The sequence below is a fragment of the Pedobacter sp. ASV12 genome (genome assembly GCF_016429155.1).
Classification (GTDB): domain Bacteria; phylum Bacteroidota; class Bacteroidia; order Sphingobacteriales; family Sphingobacteriaceae; genus Pedobacter.
This window is the reverse complement of the sequence record NZ_JAELUC010000048.1, coordinates 1-19,809: the sequence shown is the minus strand read 5'-3', so window position 1 is coordinate 19,809 and position 19,809 is coordinate 1. Positions and strand designations below refer to the sequence as shown.

The following is a 19,809-nucleotide window of genomic DNA, read 5'->3' as shown; positions in this document are numbered from 1 at the left end:
AAGCTATGGAAAATCCAATCATTTTGTTCGACGGAGTTTGCAATTTATGTAATGGTGCCGTGCAGTTTATGATCAGAATGGACAAAAAAGAGAAATTCAGGTTTGCTTCGCTGCAATCCAACACCGGGCAGGAATGGCTGGGACACTATGGCTTGCCCACGGATCGTTTCGACTCCCTGGTCTTAATTACAGGCGATGGATATTTTGTCAAGTCTTCGGCCGTACTCCATATCTCCAAAGAACTGGGTGGATTTTTCCGCATGTTTTATGCATTAATCGTACTGCCGAAACCGTGGAGGGATTTTGCATACGATTTAGTCGCCAAATCGCGCTATAAAATGTTCGGAAAGAAAGAGACTTGCATGGTGCCAACACCTGCACTTCGGCAAAGATTTTTGCCCTGATTGTAAGGATAACTTAGGCTTAATCGTATGGCTAAGGGCTCACGTCGAGGTTGAAGCGCCTGCGCATTTCTTCGAGTTGCGGATTTTTATCAACCAGGTAGGTATACTTGTCTTTGTTGGTATAAATTCGTTTTTTGATGGTATTGGTTGCCTTTTGGGCCGTAATTTGGATGTCGAAGTTTTTCAGTGCCGAGCGCAGGAAGTTGAGCAGTTCAACCTTTTCGTCCTGTAGCGTGCTTTCCAATGCCAGGTTTTCAACCAGAACCGTAATCTCTGTGCCGTTAATGATAGGGTCGTTGCTCATTAAGGTATAGAGGTGTATCTTGTCGTTGTCTTTTGCCTTTTGTGTGTAAACACGCCAAAGCTCTAAAAACTGTTCGGGCGTAAAATCCTGTCGCTCGCTTCCGGTAATGTATTTGGGCCCTTTGTCTTCGTCGCCGTTGGCTACGCGCTCCAAATCTGTCAACGATGGGATTAAAGAACCTACATTGGCTTTAATCGGCTGGATTTTAATGGAGCCTGCCGAAGACGGCGCACTTAGAGGCTGCGGTTTATTGGCGGGTGGCGGAACGGTAGGCAAGGCCACATCCAACCGGTCGGGCAGGTCGGGCAGTTCTTCCCTTTCAATAAAATCCTGTAGGTCTTGTATAGAAGCTTCGGCTATGTTGCGCTTGGCTACCGGGGTTTCGGTTGTTGCTGGTGAGGCTTCTGGTTGGGGTTTTATGGATGCGGTTACAGCCTTAGGCCGCTCCGTTTCCGTTAAAGTTTTTTTTTTATCCTGATCTGCGTCAGTTGCTGTGTTGTTGCCGGATGAAGGTTGCTGTGCCAGTTGTATAACCGAAGGGATGTGGCACATTTTAATGAGCGAAAGCTCTACCTGCAAGCGTTGGTTTTTGCTGTTTTTATATACTAAATCGCATTGGTTGGCCAAGTTAAGCGCTGTAAGGATAAAGCCCAGGTCAGCTTGTTTGCTTTGGACCAGGTACTTCTGCTTAATGGTTTCGCTCACTTCCAGCAATTGGATGGTTTGTGCATCCTTGCCCACCAGCAGGTTCCTGAAGTGGCTGGCCAAGCCATTGATGAAGTTGTTGCCGTCGAAGCCATTGTTCAGGATCTCGTTAAAGAGGAGCAGCGCTTGGCTTACATCTCCGGCAGTTAAAAAATCGGTCAGCTTGAAGTAGTAATCGTAATCTAAGATATTCAGGTTATCGATTACCGCCTTGTAGGTCAGATTCCTGTTGGTATAGCTTACAATCTGGTCAAACATCGATAGCGCATCACGCAGGCCGCCATCAGCCTTCTGGGCAATAATGTGCAGGCCGTCGTTGTCAACGGCTATGTTTTCCCTAGCTGCGATCTTATTCAAATGTCCGGCAATATCTTCTACCTGTATGCGGTTAAAATCGAAGATTTGGCATCGCGATAAAATCGTAGGCAGGATTTTGTGCTTCTCGGTAGTCGCCAAAATAAAAATGGCATACGAAGGCGGTTCTTCCAGTGTTTTCAAAAACGCATTGAAGGCACTGGCCGAGAGCATGTGCACCTCGTCTATGATATAGGTTTTGAACTTTCCGGCCTGTGGCGGAATGCGCACCTGCTCAATCAAGCTTCTGATGTCGTCAACCGAGTTGTTGGAAGCCGCATCGAGCTCATGAAAGTTGAAGGAATGTCCGGTTTGGAAAGAAACGCACGATTCGCAAGTGCCACAGGCTTCCTGGTCGGCCGTTAGCTGCGTACAGTTAATCGTTTTGGCCAAGATACGGGCACAAGTGGTTTTGCCCACGCCTCGCGGACCGCAGAACAAAAAAGCCTGGGCCAGCTGGTTGTTTTTGATGGCATTTTTTAGCGTACCCGTAATATGCTGCTGACCAACCACGGTTTCGAAGGTGGCTGGACGATATTTACGGGCTGAAACGATAAAATTTTCCATCGCACGAAAATAGGAATTTTTGTCGAGCTTGAAACGCCGAATTTTGGAATGTGGAAAAGTTGGCTACGGCGTTTTGTACTTATCCATTCTATCCTTTTCGTCAGTTTGCAGGGCCAGGAGGCCGAGGAGCCTTTGGCAAGAGCTTTCGGCGCATCTGAAAAAAGAAGAAGCCACCAGTAAACATACAAAAGCCTAGGGTATATCCATCCAATGGCAACTGGCAACCATTGCCACTATAACCTGTAAAAACACCGGCATTGCCAGTAGTTAAGGTAGAAGAACTTGACGAGAATTTAATGTAGCAGCCATTGGCCACCGTTTGGGTCCAGGTGTAGCAAGGGTAATCGGTAATGTCATATTGCACTGTCCATTCCGAATATTGAGTAGCCCAACCTTGGTATACAGGTAGTCCCCAGCTATAGCCAATCAGGGTTTGATACACCCTGTTGGGATTGGTTTTGGTCATACAGCCATTGCCGGGCATAGGTTGAGCCATCGCATGGAAGCCGCAGAGGCAGATGATACAGGTTATAACTATTCTGATAATTCTCATGGTTGGAAAAATGAACTGCCCAATTAGTCCAAACCAGGTGCCATGCCATACCGATGAGGATGTTAACGGCGAAAAAACGCTTTTCTGCTAGATTAAAACCTTAACTATTTGTAAAACAGTTTTATCGATTAGAAAACTATGGTCTTCATATAGGGTGTTTTGGGGAATTTTTTCCCGATTGCAGTTTGAAATTCTACAATTAACAGTTTTTAAGATGCCGGCTTACCCGGTCGTGGCCGAACCTTATTGCTTGGTGCAGTTGCCTGTTTCAGGTAAAAGTAATAGGCAATGGCCATGAAAACGCAAAAAAGCGGTATATAATCGTCTATCGGAAGCAGGCAGGCATTGCCCGCATAGCCGGTAAAGTTGCCGTAATTGCCCTGAGTGAGCGTCGAGGAACTTTCAGAGAATTTGATGTAGCAACCGTTGGCCACTGTTTGCGTCCAAGTGAAACAGGGATACTGCGTAATGTCATACTGCACTGTCCATTCCGAGTATTGCGTGTTGTAGCCTTGGTAAACAGGCAGCCCGCCACTGGTCGAGATCTGAGTTTGGTATACCCTGTTCGGATTCGTTTTGGTCATGCAGCCATTGCCCGCAATAGGTTGGGCACTTGCAACAAAAAAACAAAAACAACACAGGCCCATTAAAGCTATGCTTGTAAATTTCATCATGAAGTAAAAAGGATGGTCCATAAGGCGGCTCCAAACGGGATGCCATACCAATACTGCGAATACTTTTTTTGGGTGTGTTGGATTTAAATGTCAATAAATCAGTTGTTTGTGTGGTTTTTTTGGTTTTGATACAGAAGTTTGTGTTGTGGAGAAGTTGCACAAATTGTGGGGTAGGTCGCCAGTCTTGAGGCCTTGCTTCAAACGCGTAAGGATGTTTTGCACAAAGCTCTATTGGATTACCGCTTTCAGTTCGTTGCGGTATTGCGAAGCGCTTTTGCCGGTAAACTCCTTAAACAGCTTGTTAAAATGGCTAAAGTTGTTGAAGCCACTGTCGTAGCTGATGTTGGCAATGCTCATGTGCTTTTCGGCCAAAAGCTTGCAGGCATGTACAATGCGGTATTCGTTCACGAATTGTGTAAAGGTTTTTTTGGTGATTTTTTTAAAATACCGACAGAAGGAAGGGACCGTCATATGGGCCATTTGGGCTACGGCTTCAAGACTGATCTGCTCGGCGAAATGATCTTTTACATAATTGAATACCATGTTGATCCTGTCGTTATCCTGAAGCTGCATCTCCATGGCAAAACCCGAGGCGTTCAGGATCTTGTAGTCGCTGGTATGTTCCAGTTCCTTCAAAACGCCGAGCAGGGTCAAAAGACGCTCGAAAGGGGCTTGGTTTTCCATCATTTCTAGCTGCTTGCCAATGGCTTCCTTAACGCTCGTTCCGAACGCAATGCCGCCTTTGGCTTTGTCGAACAATGTGGCCAGCCATTGGGTTTCCTGCAAGGCCAAAAAATCGCTGCCCAAAAAATCGGGCCTCAACTGTATCACTGTTTCGTTTTTGTTGCCCGTATTGGTGTCTGTAAAGCCGCAATGAGGCAAATTGCTGCCAATTAAAATCAGGTCGCCATGGGTGTAATAGGAAATGTGGCTGCCGATTTGTCGCTTTCCGGCACCTCCATTCACGAAAACCATCTCAATTTCTGGATGGTAGTGCCAAACGTGCGCCTTGTTGTTCTCGTTCTCCGTGTATTTGGAGTAGTAGAACGAACTGCCAAACGAGGGCTCTACAATTTCGAAGCTGGGTTTGATATTTTTCATGTGCAGCTTCAAAGATAGCTTAAAAAATATGTTTTATTGCTATTTTATGTTTGATATTCGTTGTATGAGGTTAATATAGCATAGAAATTGGAAAATATGCAATCTAAATCGGGTAGTTTTCCACAGTAACTTTGTTGTGTTCAGTTCGTTAAACGCTAAACTCCTTTTGATATGAAAAATCTCCTGAAAATAAGCCTGGTGGCTTCCCTGTTGTTCATCGCCTATGGCGCGCATGCAACCGACGATTTGTTGGTCAGGGTAAAAAACAGCAATGAAAAATCGGTCAGCTTCTTTTTAAACGAGGCCAAAGTGATGAATGTGGCTTTCTACACTGTCAACGACGACCTAATCTATCAGCAAAACGTACGTACTACGGGCGCGGCCATCAAAACCTACGACCTGAATGCTTTTCCCGATGGCGACTATAAGCTTAAGGTTGAAGCCGATCTTAAATTGACAGAGTATCAGTTGCACATTGAAGACGGCAAAGCGGTACTGTCTAAGCCAAGCGTTGTCAATCTGCTGAGTGCGGCTTTGACCAAAGAGAAGTCAATCGTAACCTTAGACCTTAAAAACATAGCCAAAGAAGTGGTCGATGTGCAGGTGCTAAACGAGTACAACGACCAGTTGTATAGCGAAAAGATCAGCGAAAAAACCAGTTTGGTTAAGAAATTCGATATTGCCCAGGTCAATGCCAAGGAACTCACCTTTGTTGTAAAGACAAAAAACAAGGAGTTTGTGGAAACCGTTAAGGTTCAGTAAGCTTGATAATCGTATTATATTTGGTGAAGGGAGGCTGGTAACGGTCTCCTTTTTTTATGGAGGCCATCCAAATCGGCAGGTCTGTTTAGAGAGGCCTTTTCTGTTTTTGCATTAAGGCTTTGATTTTAAGAAATATATTGCTACATTTGCATCCCGTTTTAAAGCGGAAAGAGATTAAATCACAAATCAATTAAAAACAACAATGAATCAGTACGAAACTGTTATCGTTCTTACCCCGTTGCTGTCTGAAGAGGTTGCGAAAGAGGCTATTGCCAAATTCACCAACATCATCAAAGATGGCGGAGCCGAAATTATCGCTGAAGATAATTGGGGTTTGAGAAAATTAGCGTATCCGATTGAGAAAAAAGCAAACGGATTCTTCCACCTTACAGAGTACAAAACTGGAGGGGAATTAGTAAGTAAGTTAGAGCTAGAATTAAAACGCGACGAACGTGTTTTACGTTTCTTAACTGTAAGATTAGACCGTCATGCGGTTGCCTACAACGAGAAAAAACGCAGTGGCGCTTTTAACAAAAAACCTAAGAAAGAGGAGGCTGCAGCATAATGGCAAAAGATCAAATTCAATATGTTACCGCTCCAAAAGTGGACGATAACAGAAAAAAATACTGCCGTTTCAAGAAAAATGGCATCAAATACATCGATTACAAAGACGCAAACTTCTTGTTGAAATTTGTTAACGAACAAGGTAAGATCCTACCTCGCCGTTTAACCGGTACTTCGTTAAAATTCCAACGTAAAGTGGCTCAAGCCGTTAAACGTGCCCGCCACATTGGTTTATTGCCTTTTGTTACTGACCAATTAAAATAAGCGCAGAGAAATGGAAGTTATTTTAAAGCAAGATATCAAATCACTAGGTGAGAAAGATGATATCGTAACGGTAAAACCTGGTTACGGACGTAACTATTTAATTCCGCAAGGCTTTGCTCAATTGGCTACGCCATCTGCTAAAAAAGTATTGGCAGAAAACTTGAAGCAAGCGGCTTTTAAACAAGATAAAATTAAGAAAGATGCAGAAGGCATTGCCGAGCGTTTAACAGACGTTAAACTAAGCATCGGTGCTAAAGCTGGCGAAACCGGTAAAATCTTTGGTGCAGTAAATACCATTATGATTGCCGATGCATTGAAAGCCAAAGGCTTTGATGTTGACCGTCGCAGAATTACTTTCGAAACTGAACCTAAAATGGTTGGCGAATATATCGCAAACTTGAACTTGCACAAAGAAGTGAAAGTTAAAGTTCCTTTCGAAGTAGTAGCTGAGTAAGCATGACAACTATTTTAAAAAGGCCTTTCCGATTATCGGAAAGGCCTTTTTGTTTTTTAGGCTTTTCGCCAAGGCTTCTGGCGAAGCAAATTCCAACGAGGTCATCCGCGAAGTTTGAGGAATCCTGACCAAGAATCCCAACATGGCCATAAGGAACGTGAAAAACGATAAATGCCTTTAATTGCTTTCGCCGGTGTTCTTCGCCAGCATTTTTGATGATTTATTTCAGGGTTTCTCGAGCCTTGCAAGCGAAGCATACCACTTTTTATTGTTCTACTAAACTGAGCCAGGTTTTAACAATCGATCTCAGCTCGTCGAGGCTGGCTCTTGCCGCGGTTAAATCTTCGAAAATCAGGAGGCGTCTTCCATCTGTATAATCGCCGGTTAACAAAGGGCTGCTTACTTTTGCGCCGCTCGGAAATACCAGCATCATGCGCCCTTTGTGCAGGTTAAAAACCGCAATTTCGCGCTTGTATTCCTTCGGATCAGAATCTTTCATTGCGCCCTGGTAATAAAAACTGGGGTGGTTCCATTTGATGCGTTCGCCGATATCGGGGCTGACGGCTAAAATGGTTGTTCTGATGATGCCGATGCAACTGCCTAGTTCTGGTGCCAAATTGGCAATAAAGGCATCAACTTGGGCTTGGTCGCTAGGTTTGGTTTTGGCCATGGTTTGAGGGTTTGAATTTTAGATGGGCAACGGCCAAAGCCTGGCGCAACTTGGGCAAAGAACTTGGTCCAAAGCCGTGCAGCTTTAAAAGCTCGGCCTCGGTAAACTCAGCCAATCGCTCCAGGCTATCGATGTTTCTTGATGCCAATGCTCTCCTGGCAGGTGCGCTCAGTAAGGCTAGAAAATCATTTTGTGGTTTATTCTCGCGCTCGCAAACAGGACAGGCAGTCGCTCGATTTGTAAAACTGGTGCCCCTTGCTGCAGGTTTTGAGTTGAGGAGTTTTCATTGGATTAAGCCTTTGTAGAATCAAATCGATTTCATCGTTTTTAGCGAAGATAATGTATATTTAGCAAACCTAAACCCTTTTAGCTAAAGGTATGAGCCTGTAATGGTTGTGCCTGTAAGATCATGAAGCGTATCTGTTTCCTTTTTGTTTTGTTGGCTGGTGCAATGCAATCGGTTGCGCAGCCTTTGCCTTACCGGGATAAAAATCTTCCTGTCGAAAAACGCGTGCAGGACCTGTTGGGCCGAATGACCCTCGAAGAAAAGTTCTGGCAATTGTTTATGATCCCCGGCGATTTAGATCAGGCCAAACCCGATCAATACAAAAATGGTATTTTCGGTTTTCAGGTAAGTGCGGGTGCCAAAGGCGATGCGGGTGGCCAAATGCTCAGCTACCGTACCAATGAAAGTGCGATTAACGTAGCCAAAAAGATCAACAGTATCCAAAAATATTTTGTTGAACAAACCCGCTTGGGTATTCCCATCATCGCTTTTGATGAGGCCCTGCATGGTTTGGTGAGAGATGGCGCAACAGCTTTTCCGCAAGCTATTGGTTTGGCTGCCACCTGGGATACTACGCTGATGCAGCGGGTAGCCACTCAAATTGCCAAAGAAACCAGGCAAAGAGGCATCAGGCAAATCCTGTCGCCGGTGGTTAATATTGCAAGCGATGTACGCTGGGGCCGGACCGAAGAAACCTATGGCGAAGATCCGTTCCTGACCTCGGCCATGGGCGTGGCCTTTATGCGCCAGTTCGAACAAAAGGGCATCATCACAACACCCAAGCATTTTATAGCTAACGTAGGCGATGGCGGACGAGACAGCTATCCCATTCATGCCAACGAACGTTTGTTAGACGAAGTTTATTTACCTCCATTCAAGGCGGCTATCCAAAAAGCCGGAGCACGTTCTATCATGACAGCCTACAACTCTTTAGACGGTACGGCCGCCTCGGCCAACCATTGGCTTTTGATGGATAAGCTTAAAAAGGAGTGGGGCTTTAACGGCTTTGTCATTTCGGATGCCAATGCCGTTGGTGGCGAAGTGGTATTGCACTACACGGCCAAAGATTACGCCGAAAGTGGCGAACATGCCATTAACAACGGCCTGGATGTTATTTTTCAGACAGAATTTAACCATTATAAGCTGTTTATTCCTGCTTTCTTGGCTAATAAAATCGATTCGGCAAGACTTAACGATGCCGTGGCTAGGGTATTGCGTGCCAAGTTTGAATTGGGTCTTTTCGAGAATCCTTACGTCAGCGAGGATTTTCAAGACACGGAGTTGCGCAAAACAAGCAAAGCAATAGCGCTCGAGGCTGCAAAGGCATCCTTTGTATTGCTTAAAAATGATAATCAGGTGTTGCCTATTTCGCCGAAGGTAAAAACCATTGCTGTTTTTGGGGCCGATGCCCAGGAAGCCCGTTTGGGTGGCTACAGTGGTCCGGGTACGGCAAAAGTAAGTATTTTGGAAGGTATCAGGCAACGTGCTGGCAAGCAGGCCAAAGTGCTGTATGCGCTGGGAGCCGATCGCAATGCGGTAAATTACGTGGCTATCCCATCGCAATACCTACATACCGGAAGCCAGCAGGGTCTAAAAGGCGACTATTTTGCCAACATGGAAATGCAGGGCCAACCTGCCATGAGCAGGATTGATCAACAGCTCGACTTTCATTGGACGCTTTTTTCGCCTTCGCCCGAACTGGCGTCTGATTTTTATGCCGTACGGTGGACAGGCACTTTAACCGCTCCCGAAACCGGTCGCTTTAAGATTGGCTTGGAAGGCAACGACGGCTATCGCTTATACATCAATAACCATTTGGTGGTTAACCGTTGGAACAAGCAATCTTATCATAGCGAATTGGCCGATTACAATTTTGAGAGCGGAAAAAAATACGAAGTCAGGGTAGAATTTTTTGAAGCCAATGGCGATGCGACTCTCAGATTGGTTTGGAATGTAGGACTTCAAAACGATTGGAAGGCAAAAATACAGGAGGCTGTTGCGCTAGCCAAAACTGCTGATTTGGCCCTTGCTGTGGTGGGCATCAACGAAGGCGAATTTAGCGATCGTGCCTTGCTTTCACTACCCGGTCATCAGGAAGAATTGATCCGGGCCTTAACGGCAACCGGCAAACCTGTAGTAGTTGTTTTGGTAGGGGGCAGTGCCGTTACCATGAATGCTTGGATGGATAAGGTAGCAGCCATTGGTGCGGCCTGGTACCCTGGCGAGGAAGGCGGACATGCCGTGGCATCGGTACTCTTTGGCGATTATAATCCTGCAGGCCGATTGCCGATCACTTTTCCACAACACGAAGCCCAACTGCCTTTGGTATACAACCACAAGCCCACAGGGCGTGGCAACGATTACAATAACCTTTCGGGCGTGCCGCTTTTCCCGTTCGGCTACGGCCTCAGCTATACCCGCTTTGAGTATAGCAATTTTTCGCTGCGTAAAACCCAGGTGAGCAAGACCGATAGCACTACGCTTTCGTTTACTTTAAAAAATACCGGCAGTCGCGCAGGCGATGAAGTCGTGCAACTTTATATTCGCGATTTATTATCTTCGGTGGCCAGGCCGGTAATGGAGCTGAAGGGCTTTCAGCGCATCCACCTGAAGGCAGGCGAAAGCAAGCAGGTTGCCTTTAACATTACACCCGAACTGTTGAGCATGCTGAACAAGGAAATGCAGTCCATTGTAGAGCCAGGCGATTTCAGGATCATGGTGGGAAGCTCCTCGCGGGATTTGAGGCTGAAAGGAAACCTGCAGGTGCAATAAATGAGAAACAACAAATACCTATACCTATGAAAAAACTAATTTTTCTCCTCTTTTTGGCGCCCTTAGCCAGTTTGGCGCAACCTAAAATTAAACCGGCCGAAATTGAAAAAAAAATGCAATGGTTTGCCGATGCCAAATTAGGGATCTTTATCCATTGGGGAATTTACTCGGTTGGCGGCGTTGACGAAAGCTGGAGCTTTCATAACAAGAAAATCAGCTACGCCGATTACATGAAACAGCTCAGCGGCTTTACGGCAAAAAACTATGATCCGCAGGCCTGGGCCGATCTGATTAAAGAGAGTGGTGCCAAATACAGCGTAATTACCACTAAGCACCACGATGGTGTAGCCTTATGGAACACCAAGGAAAAGCATTATGATGTGGTTGACAATACGCCCGCCAAAAGAGACTTGATCAAACCTTTTTTTGATGCCTTGCGCAAAGACAGCATTAAATGTGGCGCTTATTTTTCTATTTTGGATTGGAGCCATCCCGATTATCCGGGCTTTTTAAAAGATAGCAGCCGTTACCAGATACAGAACGACTACACCCGTTGGAACCGCTACCGTGCTTTCTTCCAAAACCAATTGAGAGAACTTTCGCAAAATTATAAACCCGATTTATGGTGGTTTGATGGCGACTGGGAACACAGTGCCGAGGAATGGGAAGCACAAAAAGTAAGGCAGATTTTGTTGAAAGACAATCCGAATACCATTATCAATGGCCGCTTGCAGGGTTATGGCGATTATGAAACGCCCGAGCAGAATTTTCCGGTAAGCAGGCCCGCCTTTAATTGGTGGGAGCTTTGCATGACCACCAACGATAACTGGGGCTATCACCTGAACGATAACAATTTTAAAACGCCTTACGAGGTCATCAGTATTTTTGCCGATGTGATATCGAATGGAGGTAATATGCTGTTGGATATTGGCCCCAAAGCCGATGGAACCATGCAGGAAGAGCAGGTGCATATTTTAAAGGAGCTGGGCAAATGGAACAAGAAACACGACGAAGCGGTATTTGGTACCGTAGCCGGCTTGCCCCAAGGACATTTCTACGGCCCTTCAACCTTGTCGAAGGATTCTACGACGGTATACTTGTTCTTGCCTGGCAAAGTAACCGGACAAGTGGTGGTTCGTGGCTTGCAGAATAAGATTGAAAAGATAACGGTGGTTGGAAACGGAGCTACCCTAACCCCTAAAATCGTGGGCAAGATTTCGTGGAGTGCCGTACCTGGCTTGGTTTATATTCCGGTGCCGGCAAATGTGCAGGATGAATATGTTACAGTGCTTAAGCTTAAACTGGATGGCCCATTAAAGCTTTACCGTGGCCACGGGGGATTGTAATGAAGACAAATGGGTTGGGATTGCTACATCCCAACCTTGATAATTAATGCCGTTATGTTTATTGCCGATGGATTGAAACAGGTAAAGTCAATGGGCAAAATACTTTGGGCAATTTCTTTACCTTTGTACTCATGGCAAAAAGCAAAACGAAATCTACTAAGCAGGGCAAACCAAAACTGATCAAGCGTATCGGCATCATCGTGGGCAAGATTGCGCTTTGGTTCTTTCTGTTTTCGGTAATTTGGGTTTTGGCCTATCGTTTTATCAATCCGCCAATCACGCTGCTGATGGTACAACGCAATATAGAGCGCAAGGCTGATGGCAAGCCCGCCAAGATCGAAATGAAATGGGTAAAGTTTGAAGACATTTCCGACAACATGAAAAGGGCTGCGGTATCTGCCGAAGACCAGCTTTTCTTAAAACACATGGGCTTTGACATCAATGCCATAGAAAAAGCCTATGTCAGCAATGCCAAGGGCAAAAAAGTAAAAGGGGGAAGTACCATTTCGCAGCAAACAGCCAAAAATGTATTTCTATGGCCTAGTCGTTCGTGGGTGCGCAAGGCATTTGAAGCCTATTTTACGTTGCTGATCGAATTGTTGTGGAGCAAGGAACGCATTTTAGAGGTTTACCTCAACGTTATAGAAATGGGCGATGGCATTTATGGAGCCGAAGCGGCCTCGCAGGCCTATTACCATAAATCGTGCAAGAACCTGAGCAGGAGTGAAGCTGCGCTAATTGCGGCCTGCTTTCCAAATCCGTTGCGCTGGACACCCGCAAAGCCAACCGGCTACATCAGGCATCGCCAATACCTCATTATGCGTAACATGCGCAGGCTCGGACCATTGGATTTTTAAGCTTGTATTTTTTAGTATAGCCTATTGAATAAAGCGTATTGGGAATCCCTTTCCACTTTTTAACTTTCCACCTTCAACCTTCCACCTTCAACCCTCCACCCCTTAATCATGGTTCTTGTTCCACTTGATCTTGAGCTTGCCTTCTTCGTCAACTGCTTTCAGGTGTAGCACAATACCTTTCATCCGGTTTTGTTTTTTCAGGTCGGGATCGGTAATGGTTTCGTCTTTTTTGGGATTCCTCAGCGGAATATCCATTGCAATGTCGGTGCCCGAATTGAGACCGTAAGTGCCTTTCACATTGAAATTAAGCACGCTCGAATTGACCTGCATCGGACTGATGTTGATTTTATCGCCATTTAAGGTTAGCGTGCCATCTAAGTTGGCAATTTCGATATTAGACACGTTCCGGTTAGGAAAGGCGAATTTTCCTACTTTTTGTATCGGTTCGAAGCCTACAAGCGCCGCGTTATTCAAATTAAATACAACCTGGCCATACATCGATCTCGAAACGATATTGCCCTTTTCGGTAATGCCCCCGGAGGCATTTACCTTGGCCGATAAATAGCCTTTCAGGTTTTGGCTGGTGATCGAGTTCTGGCCAAAATTCTCAAAGGCATAAAAGAAATCCTTTACGCTTACCCGGCTGATTTTAGAATTGATGGTAAACTTATTGATCGAGCCCATCTGCTTGATATTGCCCGTAAGATTGATCTGGCCACCAGCATGGCTCACGCTGATTTGGTTGAAGAAAACACCATTGCCTTGCAAGGCGATATTAGCCGTCAGGTTTTTAGCCAAAAAGCGATTGTAAATGGCCTTGTCTACCTGAAGTTGCAACTGGATGCGCGAGGCTTCCAGCACTGCGCTCAATTGGTCGGAAACTTCCTTGATGGAGTTTTTCGTAACCGGCTTTCGTTTCACTGCTTTTCTCGGTCCCAAAAAAGGAATAAACTCGCTCAAATACAATTGCGGACTGTTCAATTTCAGGTTAACCAGGATTTTTTCGGGGTCGGAATAATAAAAATTGAGGAAGTTCTGTATCGAACAATTCATGGTGATGATGCTTTTGCCCAACTGAAAGCGGCTATTGGTAATGTTCAAATCCTTTTGGTTAAAATTGAGCGTCAGCGAACTGTTGATCAGTTTCATGTTGCGGGGGATATAGGTAATGTCGGCATTCTTAATGGCCACGCTCCCTGTAATAACTGGCTTGGTAAACCTAAAATTATCGATGTCGGTTTGGCAGTACAGTTTTACGTCGGCCGTGCCGTTCTTAAAGCTAAAGGTTTCGCCACCAATAGAACTGTTCAGGTTTTCGAGTGGAAATTGGGAGGTTACAAAGCCGGTAGCCAAAGGCCTCGACAAATTGGCCACCGTAAAGGTATCTACCTTGATGGGCGCGTTGTAATAATCGGCACTCAGGGCAAAAAACTTGATGGTCGAGTTTTCGTCGCCAATAGGTCGGCCAACGGTATCCTTATTGGTAAAGGTGCCAATAAAATTGCAGTTGGTCAGTTGTCCAGAAGGAATGGTAACCGTATTGTTTTTCACGGTCATACGGACGTTAATGAGCGGATCTTTGTTGGCCTTGTTGCCGTCGTCTATAATATGCCCCACAACTGCAATAGGCTGGTCTATGGCAAACTTGAGCAGCTTCGAAGATATATTGGGTGCCAGAAGCAGCGAAATGTTGCGATACAGGATCTTATCGGCTCGGATATCGATAGCAAAAGCCGATTCATTCTTGGCCAAATCGATTTTAGCGCCAATGTAAAAGTCGTCATCGCCTATTTTAAGCCTTTCGGGATCAATGGTTACAGCTTTGGTTTCGTTGTTGTAGTGCGCAATCAAGGTGCCTTCAAGCGACTTGTCTTTCAAAAAGCTGCCTTTGCGGGTGTTAAAGGCAAAGCTTTTGATCATTGTTTTGAGTTTCAGTTTGCCATTCCAGCCCGAATCCGGGTAATCGATCCGTCCTTTTAGCTCATCAACCAAAAAGTGGAAAAGCTTATAACGGCGCTGGTTGTCTATCACCAAATTCACGTTGTTAAAATCAACCTTCTTGATCTGGAAAGCCTTTTGGTCTTTTTTATCGCCGTTTTTGGGTTGCGCCTTCGATTTGAACATGCTGGTATTGCTATAGCCTGTGCTATCGGTGTAGAGGTAGATGCTCGAATTATTGATGCCGATTTTGTTGATTTTGATGCTGCCGGCAATCAGCGAAAAGATGTTGAGCGATACGTCGATATCGTTGGCGTTGAGCAGGTCGTGCTTGTGCTGGCTCCATAAACTATCGCGCAACTGTACTTTTTTGAGCGAAACCGATACGCCCGGAAAGCCTTTGAGCAGGGTGGTTTCCATGCTGCCTACATTGATTTTGCCATTCACGTTCGAGTTGAGCTGCTTGAGAATGGTAGCCAGGATGCTTTTGTTGTTGTGGTTGATGTAATAAGCCGCCCCCAACCATACCAAAATGATCAGGACAAAAAATACAGCCAATACCCTAAGTGAAATTTTGAGCCAGCGCGACATAGATAGATTTGTTGATTCAGTTGAATATAACAAAAATATCTACAAAATGTTTAAGCGGCGGATGGAATTAAAGCAGCTTTAGGCGCTCAGCTGTTCGGCAAAGATGGATTTGTGCCAGCTGTTTTCTAGAGGCACTTCCCATTTTTCTTCCAGTTCGGCAAGACTTTGAACCAGGTTGTTGAATACGATGGTTTGAGGGCCTATTTTTTTAATGCTCACCAAGGTTTCGAAATCTTCCTTAGTGTTTACATAAACCTGTTCGCCGAGTTTATAGGCCATGTTAAAGCGATCAAAAAGATCTACGCCATATTTATTTTCGATTTCTTTGAGGATGCGTACCGACGAATCGATTGAACAACCGGTTGTCGAAGCACTCTCCTGGTCGACGATCAAAACAATAAAGAATCCATAACGAATTTCTGCCTTCGCCTTAAGCTGATGTCCATGGGCAGTCCATTGCGCAGTAAACGCGTCCAGCTTTTGCTGGATTTCCTGGGTTTCCTTTTCGGTAAACTGGCGGTTGCTTTGATAGATCCAAACTCTAGATTGTGGAGAAAAAGTCATAGTCCAAATTTATCATTTTATTTAATTTACTGACGTTAAAACATAACGACGATGAAAAAGTTTACATTGAGCTTAAAAAAGAGTGTTTTCTTTTCTTCCTGCCTGGTGCTGTGCGTTTTTTCTGGCTTCGACAGTGCAGAAGAACATACGGTAACCATTCAGCAGCTACTTACCAAATATCATGACAACGATGCTTTGGGCAGGGAGGTGAAGCGCTTTGAAATCAATGTTACCAACACTGGTTTTTGTCGTTACCGCAAGGTTTTTAACAACGGCAAGCAAGAATATTTTGCCTTTAACCTGTCTCGTTTAAAAAGCATGGATTATTATGGCAACGTAGAGCGAGGCGAGCTTTACCTGCGCACCAAAAACGACGACGTGATTGTGCAGACTCGCAACGACAAAAAGGGCGATATCGATTCGATGGGTACCTACCTGGTTATTCCGCTCAAAAACATCAACGTAGAACAATTGAACGAGCTTTCGGTCAACCTTAAACAGGTGAACGAAAGTTTGCTGGCGAGTAATAAATAAGTAGAAAGTGAAAAGTAGAAAGTAAAAAGTAGAAAGTAACTTTTTCTAATTGCTTGATGCTGAGCTGTTTTTAGTGTCTGTTCGCCATATCGACGAGCCAAGCAAAGAGATATCTATTTAAGATCCTTCTAAAGATAGATTGCTCACTCCACTTCGTTCCGTTCGAAATGAGGGAACCGTTTATAGGCCGTTTGCCCTTGCGGTAATCTCTGCAATATCAAGCACTTTCACTTCCTGCTCCTTATCTTTCAGTTTTACGCCATCATTCAGCATTGTCATGCAAAACGGACAGCCGGCGGCAATAAACTGCGGCTCGGTGCTCAATGCTTCCTCAATTCTTTCGATGTTGATGTCTTTGTTGCCTTTTTCAGGTTCCTTAAACATTTGGGCACCACCGGCGCCACAACATAAACCGTTGGCTTTGCAACGCTTCATCTCTACCAGTTGCGCATCCAATACTTCCAGGGCTTTGCGGGGCGCTTCGTAAACGCCGTTGGCCCTGCCCAGGTAGCAGGGGTCGTGGTAGGTAATTTTTTTGCCTTTGAAGCTCTCACCGTTTTCGGCCTTGAGTTTACCTTCGGCAATCAAATCCTGGATCAGTTGGGTGTGATGGATCACTTCGTAAGTGCCACCCAGGCCTGGATATTCGTTTTTAATGGTATTAAAGCAATGCGGACAGCCCGTTACAATCTTTTTGATGTTGTAAGCATTCAGCACTTCGATATTGGTCATGGCTTGCATCTGGAACAGGAACTCGTTGCCCGCGCGTTTGGCCGGATCGCCGGTGCAGCTTTCTTCGGTGCCCAATACCGCGTATTTGATGCCCACATGGTGCAAGATCTTGCAGATGTCGCGGGTAATTTTTTGCGCGCGTTCGTCATAGCTTCCGGCACAGCCCACCCAGAACAAAATTTCAGGCTCTTCGCCCATGGCCATCAGTTCGGCCATTGTAGGTACTTTAAATTCCATATCTCGTATTGCGTTGGGCGATCTGCGTAAAGCGCCCTTGTCATTAAATCTTTAATTTTACTCTTTCAGTGCTAGCGTCTCGGCTTTGTTCTTTCAGCTTCCCTCGGCCCAGTTAAACCTATCTGCCGGCGAATATTTCCAAGGCGCACCGTTGTTTTCTACGTTGCCCAGCATCGCGTTGATGCTGGCCGGCGCTACCGATTCTTCCATCACGGCAAACCTGCGCAGCTCTACGATAATTGCCAACGGGTCGATGTTGATTGGGCAAGCTTCGGTACAGGCGTTGCAACTGGTGCAGGCCCAAATTTCTTCGCGACTGATGTAGTCGTCGAGCAAGGCCTTGCCATCTTGGTGATCTGCACCGTGTTTTTCGATGTTTTTGCCCACTTCTTCCAAACGGTCGCGGGTGTCCATCATAATTTTGCGCGGCGATAAAAGCTTGCCGGTGATATTGGCCGGACAAACCGACGTGCAGCGGCCACATTCGGTGCAGGTGTAGGCGTTCATCAGGTTTACCCAGCTCAAATCGGTTACGTCTTTGGCACCAAAACGGCCGGGCGCAACATCTGCTGGAACAAACGAGGGGTCGAGCATGGCTTTTACCTCGTTGGTTACGCTGGCCATATTGGTAAATTCGCCCTTAGGCTCCAAATTAGAAAAATAGGTGTTTGGAAAGGCGAAAAGAATATGAAAATGCTTGGAATAGGGCAGATAGTTCAAGAAGGCGAAAATGCCTACAATGTGGAACCACCAACAAATGCGTTCGATCAAAATCAAGCTATTGACGCTGTTGGGCAATAAGCCCTGCAGGTAGACGCTCACCGGAAATGCGCCCGCTACTTTGTAATGCTCGGCGTTTAATGCCTGAAGCTTGGCATCGGCCGCATTCATCAACAAGAAAGCCGTCATCAGCAGGATTTCCGTAATGAGGATATAGTTGGCATCCGATTTGGGCCAAGCTTTCATTTCCACGCCGCTAAAGCGCTTCAGTTTTAAGATGTTTCTGCGGATGAGAAAGATGGCACATGATACCCAAACGCCTAAGGCTAGGAACTCGAAAGAGCCAATCAGGAAGTTGTACAGGCCACCAAGCCCAGCAAATATGCGGTGGCTGCCAAAAATGCCGTCGATCATGATTTCCAGTACTTCGAGGTTGATGATCACAAACCCTACATAAACCAAAAGGTGGAGGATAAAAGGCACAGGCCTAACGGCCATCTTGGTTTGCCCGAAAGCTACTTTAAGCATGGTAGCCCATCTTTTGGCCGGTTGGTCGCTGCGGTTGGCCGGCTTGCCTAGTTTAATATTGCGGATCACCTTGCGTGCGTTGAGGCTAAAGAGCGCTATGCCTGCAATAGTAAGGATAACGAAGACGATTTGTGCTATCATTTTTTATGTTGCTACTTGGTTAGGCTAAGTTAAAAGTTTTAGGCCTAAAAAATATTATTATGCAAGCATAAAATTTAAAATTTAGAATCGATATGAATAGAATTGCTTTCGAGTTGAAATTTAAGTGGCTGATTTTGAGTATAAATGCTGTTTTTGTGCGAGAAACGTAAAAGAAATGTGAAAAAATGTTTTGTCTTTCAAAAAAAGAAACTACATTTGCAATCCCAAACGGGCTGGTGCCTTAGCTCAGTCGGTAGAGCAAAGGACTGAAAATCCTTGTGTCGCTGGTTCGATTCCAGCAGGCACCACACCAGCAAGCCTCAACGAAAGTTGGGGCTTTTTCTTTTTAGGGCCTTTCCGTCGGAGGCAACATCAGACAGCCTGACCCCAGAATCGCCTCACAAGGACATCAGATTGCAGTAATATATAGGTAAGCAGACAGCAGAAAAGACCTGTCGATTTTCGTCCTTAGAAAAGCCAGGATTTTATTTTTAGTGCACGTAATTAACGATGGTGCAGAACCATTACCAAAGTCTTAAAAACGCCTTAAAATCACCCGACTGCACACTTTTGAGCGTAAGTAGTGGCCACTTTTGGAATAAACCCACTTGTAAGCCGCCAAAATGAGAGAGGCAGGGAATTAGGATGCTGAGGTAAACTTCTAGACTTAATACTAAATCAATGTATATGATCTACAATGGCTATATATGTCTTTTAAAGCATTAAGTAATTCGTTCAAATCCAATACCTCGTTGCGCAATACCACAGTGTTGTTAAAAGAATTATAACCTCTATGTGTGAATTTCGGTTCAAAACCAAATAATCCACTCGATAGATGAGGGTTCATGTGTAATTCGTCATATACTCCCCCGGAGACATTTGAGAACCATTCTTCAACGCGTTCATCGTAATGTTCGAAATGGTTACGAAATTTACGTTTAGAAAGAGGGCTGTTCTCGCTCACTTTTAATATCTGTCTTAATCTTTCACCACGAGCTTCATATTTTTTACTCGGCCAGAGGATTTTAGATACATTTCCCGTTGCCACAAGGATAGATTGTATGGAACCTGTCTCTTATACACATCTAAAAGGGGGGGGGGGGGGGGGGGGGGGGGGGGGGGGGGGGGGGGGGGGGGGGGGGGGGGGGGGGGGGGGGGGGGGGGGGGGGGGGGGGGGGGGGGGGGGG

Annotated in this window: 19 protein-coding genes and 1 tRNA gene; 10 read left to right on the top strand and 10 right to left on the bottom strand. The window is 45.4% G+C overall.

Annotation, left to right across the window (positions count from 1 at the left end; translation table 11 throughout):
* Nucleotides 1–5 precede the first annotated feature (5 nt).
* Entirely contained in the window at nt 6–404 is a 399-nt protein-coding gene (locus JHD69_RS12380; protein ID WP_199140656.1) for a thiol-disulfide oxidoreductase DCC family protein, read from the top strand.
* Between the two features lie 31 nt (nt 405–435).
* On the opposite strand, the gene JHD69_RS12375 is transcribed toward JHD69_RS12380, so the two are convergent.
* From JHD69_RS12375 to JHD69_RS12360, 4 genes are all read right to left on the bottom strand, one after another.
* Complete coding sequence (locus tag JHD69_RS12375) at nt 436–2,334, bottom strand: DNA polymerase III subunit gamma/tau (RefSeq protein WP_199140655.1); 1,899 nt, start codon at nt 2,332–2,334, stop codon at nt 436–438.
* Nucleotides 2,335–2,434: 100 nt separating this feature from the next.
* Nucleotides 2,435–2,887: a hypothetical protein gene (locus JHD69_RS12370; RefSeq protein ID WP_199140654.1), complete on the bottom strand. Its 453-nt coding sequence runs from the start codon at nt 2,885–2,887 to the stop codon at nt 2,435–2,437.
* A gap of 209 nt (nt 2,888–3,096) precedes the next feature.
* A complete protein-coding gene (locus JHD69_RS12365) occupies nt 3,097–3,471 on the bottom strand; it encodes a hypothetical protein (RefSeq protein WP_233165893.1) in 375 nt (124 codons plus the stop codon).
* A gap of 318 nt (nt 3,472–3,789) precedes the next feature.
* Complete coding sequence (locus JHD69_RS12360; protein WP_199140652.1) at nt 3,790–4,662, bottom strand: AraC family transcriptional regulator; 873 nt, start codon at nt 4,660–4,662, stop codon at nt 3,790–3,792.
* A 171-nt stretch (nt 4,663–4,833) separates the two neighbouring features.
* On the opposite strand from JHD69_RS12360, the gene JHD69_RS12355 reads away from it, so the two are divergent.
* The 4 genes from JHD69_RS12355 (at nt 4,834) to rplI (ending at nt 6,706) form a co-directional block, all read left to right on the top strand.
* A complete protein-coding gene (locus JHD69_RS12355; protein WP_199140651.1) occupies nt 4,834–5,424 on the top strand; it encodes a hypothetical protein in 591 nt (196 codons plus the stop codon).
* A gap of 202 nt (nt 5,425–5,626) precedes the next feature.
* On the top strand, nt 5,627–5,989 hold the full coding sequence (gene rpsF, locus JHD69_RS12350) for a 30S ribosomal protein S6 (RefSeq protein WP_199140650.1): 363 nt from the start codon (nt 5,627–5,629) through the stop codon (nt 5,987–5,989).
* The gene (rpsR, locus tag JHD69_RS12345; RefSeq protein WP_199140649.1) at nt 5,989–6,252 is read left to right on the top strand and encodes a 30S ribosomal protein S18; all 264 of its coding nucleotides are present in this window, start codon (nt 5,989–5,991) and stop codon (nt 6,250–6,252) included. Before rpsF ends, rpsR begins: the two co-directional genes overlap by 1 nt.
* A gap of 10 nt (nt 6,253–6,262) precedes the next feature.
* Complete coding sequence (gene rplI, locus JHD69_RS12340) at nt 6,263–6,706, top strand: 50S ribosomal protein L9 (protein ID WP_199140648.1); 444 nt, start codon at nt 6,263–6,265, stop codon at nt 6,704–6,706.
* Between the two features lie 265 nt (nt 6,707–6,971).
* Here the strand turns inward: rplI and JHD69_RS12335 are convergent, their stop codons facing one another.
* Together JHD69_RS12335 and JHD69_RS21020 are read right to left on the bottom strand one after the other, a co-directional pair.
* A complete protein-coding gene (locus JHD69_RS12335) occupies nt 6,972–7,376 on the bottom strand; it encodes a DUF1801 domain-containing protein (RefSeq protein ID WP_199140647.1) in 405 nt (134 codons plus the stop codon).
* On the bottom strand, nt 7,357–7,524 hold the full coding sequence (locus tag JHD69_RS21020; protein ID WP_233165892.1) for a hypothetical protein: 168 nt from the start codon (nt 7,522–7,524) through the stop codon (nt 7,357–7,359). Before JHD69_RS21020 ends, JHD69_RS12335 begins: the two co-directional genes overlap by 20 nt.
* A gap of 261 nt (nt 7,525–7,785) precedes the next feature.
* Here JHD69_RS21020 and JHD69_RS12325 point away from each other — a divergent pair, with 261 nt between their 5' ends.
* The 3 genes from JHD69_RS12325 (at nt 7,786) to mtgA (ending at nt 12,637) form a co-directional block, all read left to right on the top strand.
* Nucleotides 7,786–10,434, top strand: a complete 2,649-nt coding sequence (locus JHD69_RS12325; RefSeq protein ID WP_199140646.1) for a beta-glucosidase — start codon at nt 7,786–7,788, stop codon at nt 10,432–10,434.
* Nucleotides 10,435–10,460: 26 nt separating this feature from the next.
* Nucleotides 10,461–11,780, top strand: coding sequence for an alpha-L-fucosidase (locus JHD69_RS12320; protein ID WP_199140645.1), 1,320 nt, complete (start codon nt 10,461–10,463; stop codon nt 11,778–11,780).
* Between the two features lie 131 nt (nt 11,781–11,911).
* Nucleotides 11,912–12,637 carry a monofunctional biosynthetic peptidoglycan transglycosylase gene (gene mtgA / locus JHD69_RS12315; protein WP_199140644.1) on the top strand — a complete coding sequence of 242 codons (726 nt, stop codon included), beginning with the start codon at nt 11,912–11,914 and terminating at the stop codon, nt 12,635–12,637.
* Between the two features lie 102 nt (nt 12,638–12,739).
* Here mtgA and JHD69_RS12310 read toward each other — a convergent pair whose 3' ends face one another.
* A complete protein-coding gene (locus JHD69_RS12310) occupies nt 12,740–15,166 on the bottom strand; it encodes an AsmA family protein (RefSeq protein WP_199140643.1) in 2,427 nt (808 codons plus the stop codon).
* Between the two features lie 78 nt (nt 15,167–15,244).
* Nucleotides 15,245–15,730 (bottom strand): ABC transporter ATPase, encoded by a 486-nt coding sequence (locus JHD69_RS12305; protein ID WP_199140642.1) that lies wholly within the window; start codon nt 15,728–15,730, stop codon nt 15,245–15,247.
* Between the two features lie 51 nt (nt 15,731–15,781).
* On the opposite strand from JHD69_RS12305, the gene JHD69_RS12300 reads away from it, so the two are divergent.
* A complete protein-coding gene (locus tag JHD69_RS12300; protein WP_199140641.1) occupies nt 15,782–16,264 on the top strand; it encodes a hypothetical protein in 483 nt (160 codons plus the stop codon).
* A gap of 180 nt (nt 16,265–16,444) precedes the next feature.
* Here the strand turns inward: JHD69_RS12300 and JHD69_RS12295 are convergent, their stop codons facing one another.
* Nucleotides 16,445–17,233, bottom strand: coding sequence for a (Fe-S)-binding protein (locus tag JHD69_RS12295; RefSeq protein WP_199140640.1), 789 nt, complete (start codon nt 17,231–17,233; stop codon nt 16,445–16,447).
* A gap of 93 nt (nt 17,234–17,326) precedes the next feature.
* Nucleotides 17,327–18,622 carry a 4Fe-4S dicluster domain-containing protein gene (locus tag JHD69_RS12290; protein WP_199140639.1) on the bottom strand — a complete coding sequence of 432 codons (1,296 nt, stop codon included), beginning with the start codon at nt 18,620–18,622 and terminating at the stop codon, nt 17,327–17,329.
* 235 nt (nt 18,623–18,857) lie between these two features.
* On the opposite strand from JHD69_RS12290, the gene JHD69_RS12285 reads away from it, so the two are divergent.
* Nucleotides 18,858–18,930: transfer RNA gene (locus JHD69_RS12285), tRNA-Phe, on the top strand.
* Nucleotides 18,931–19,809 lie beyond the last annotated feature (879 nt).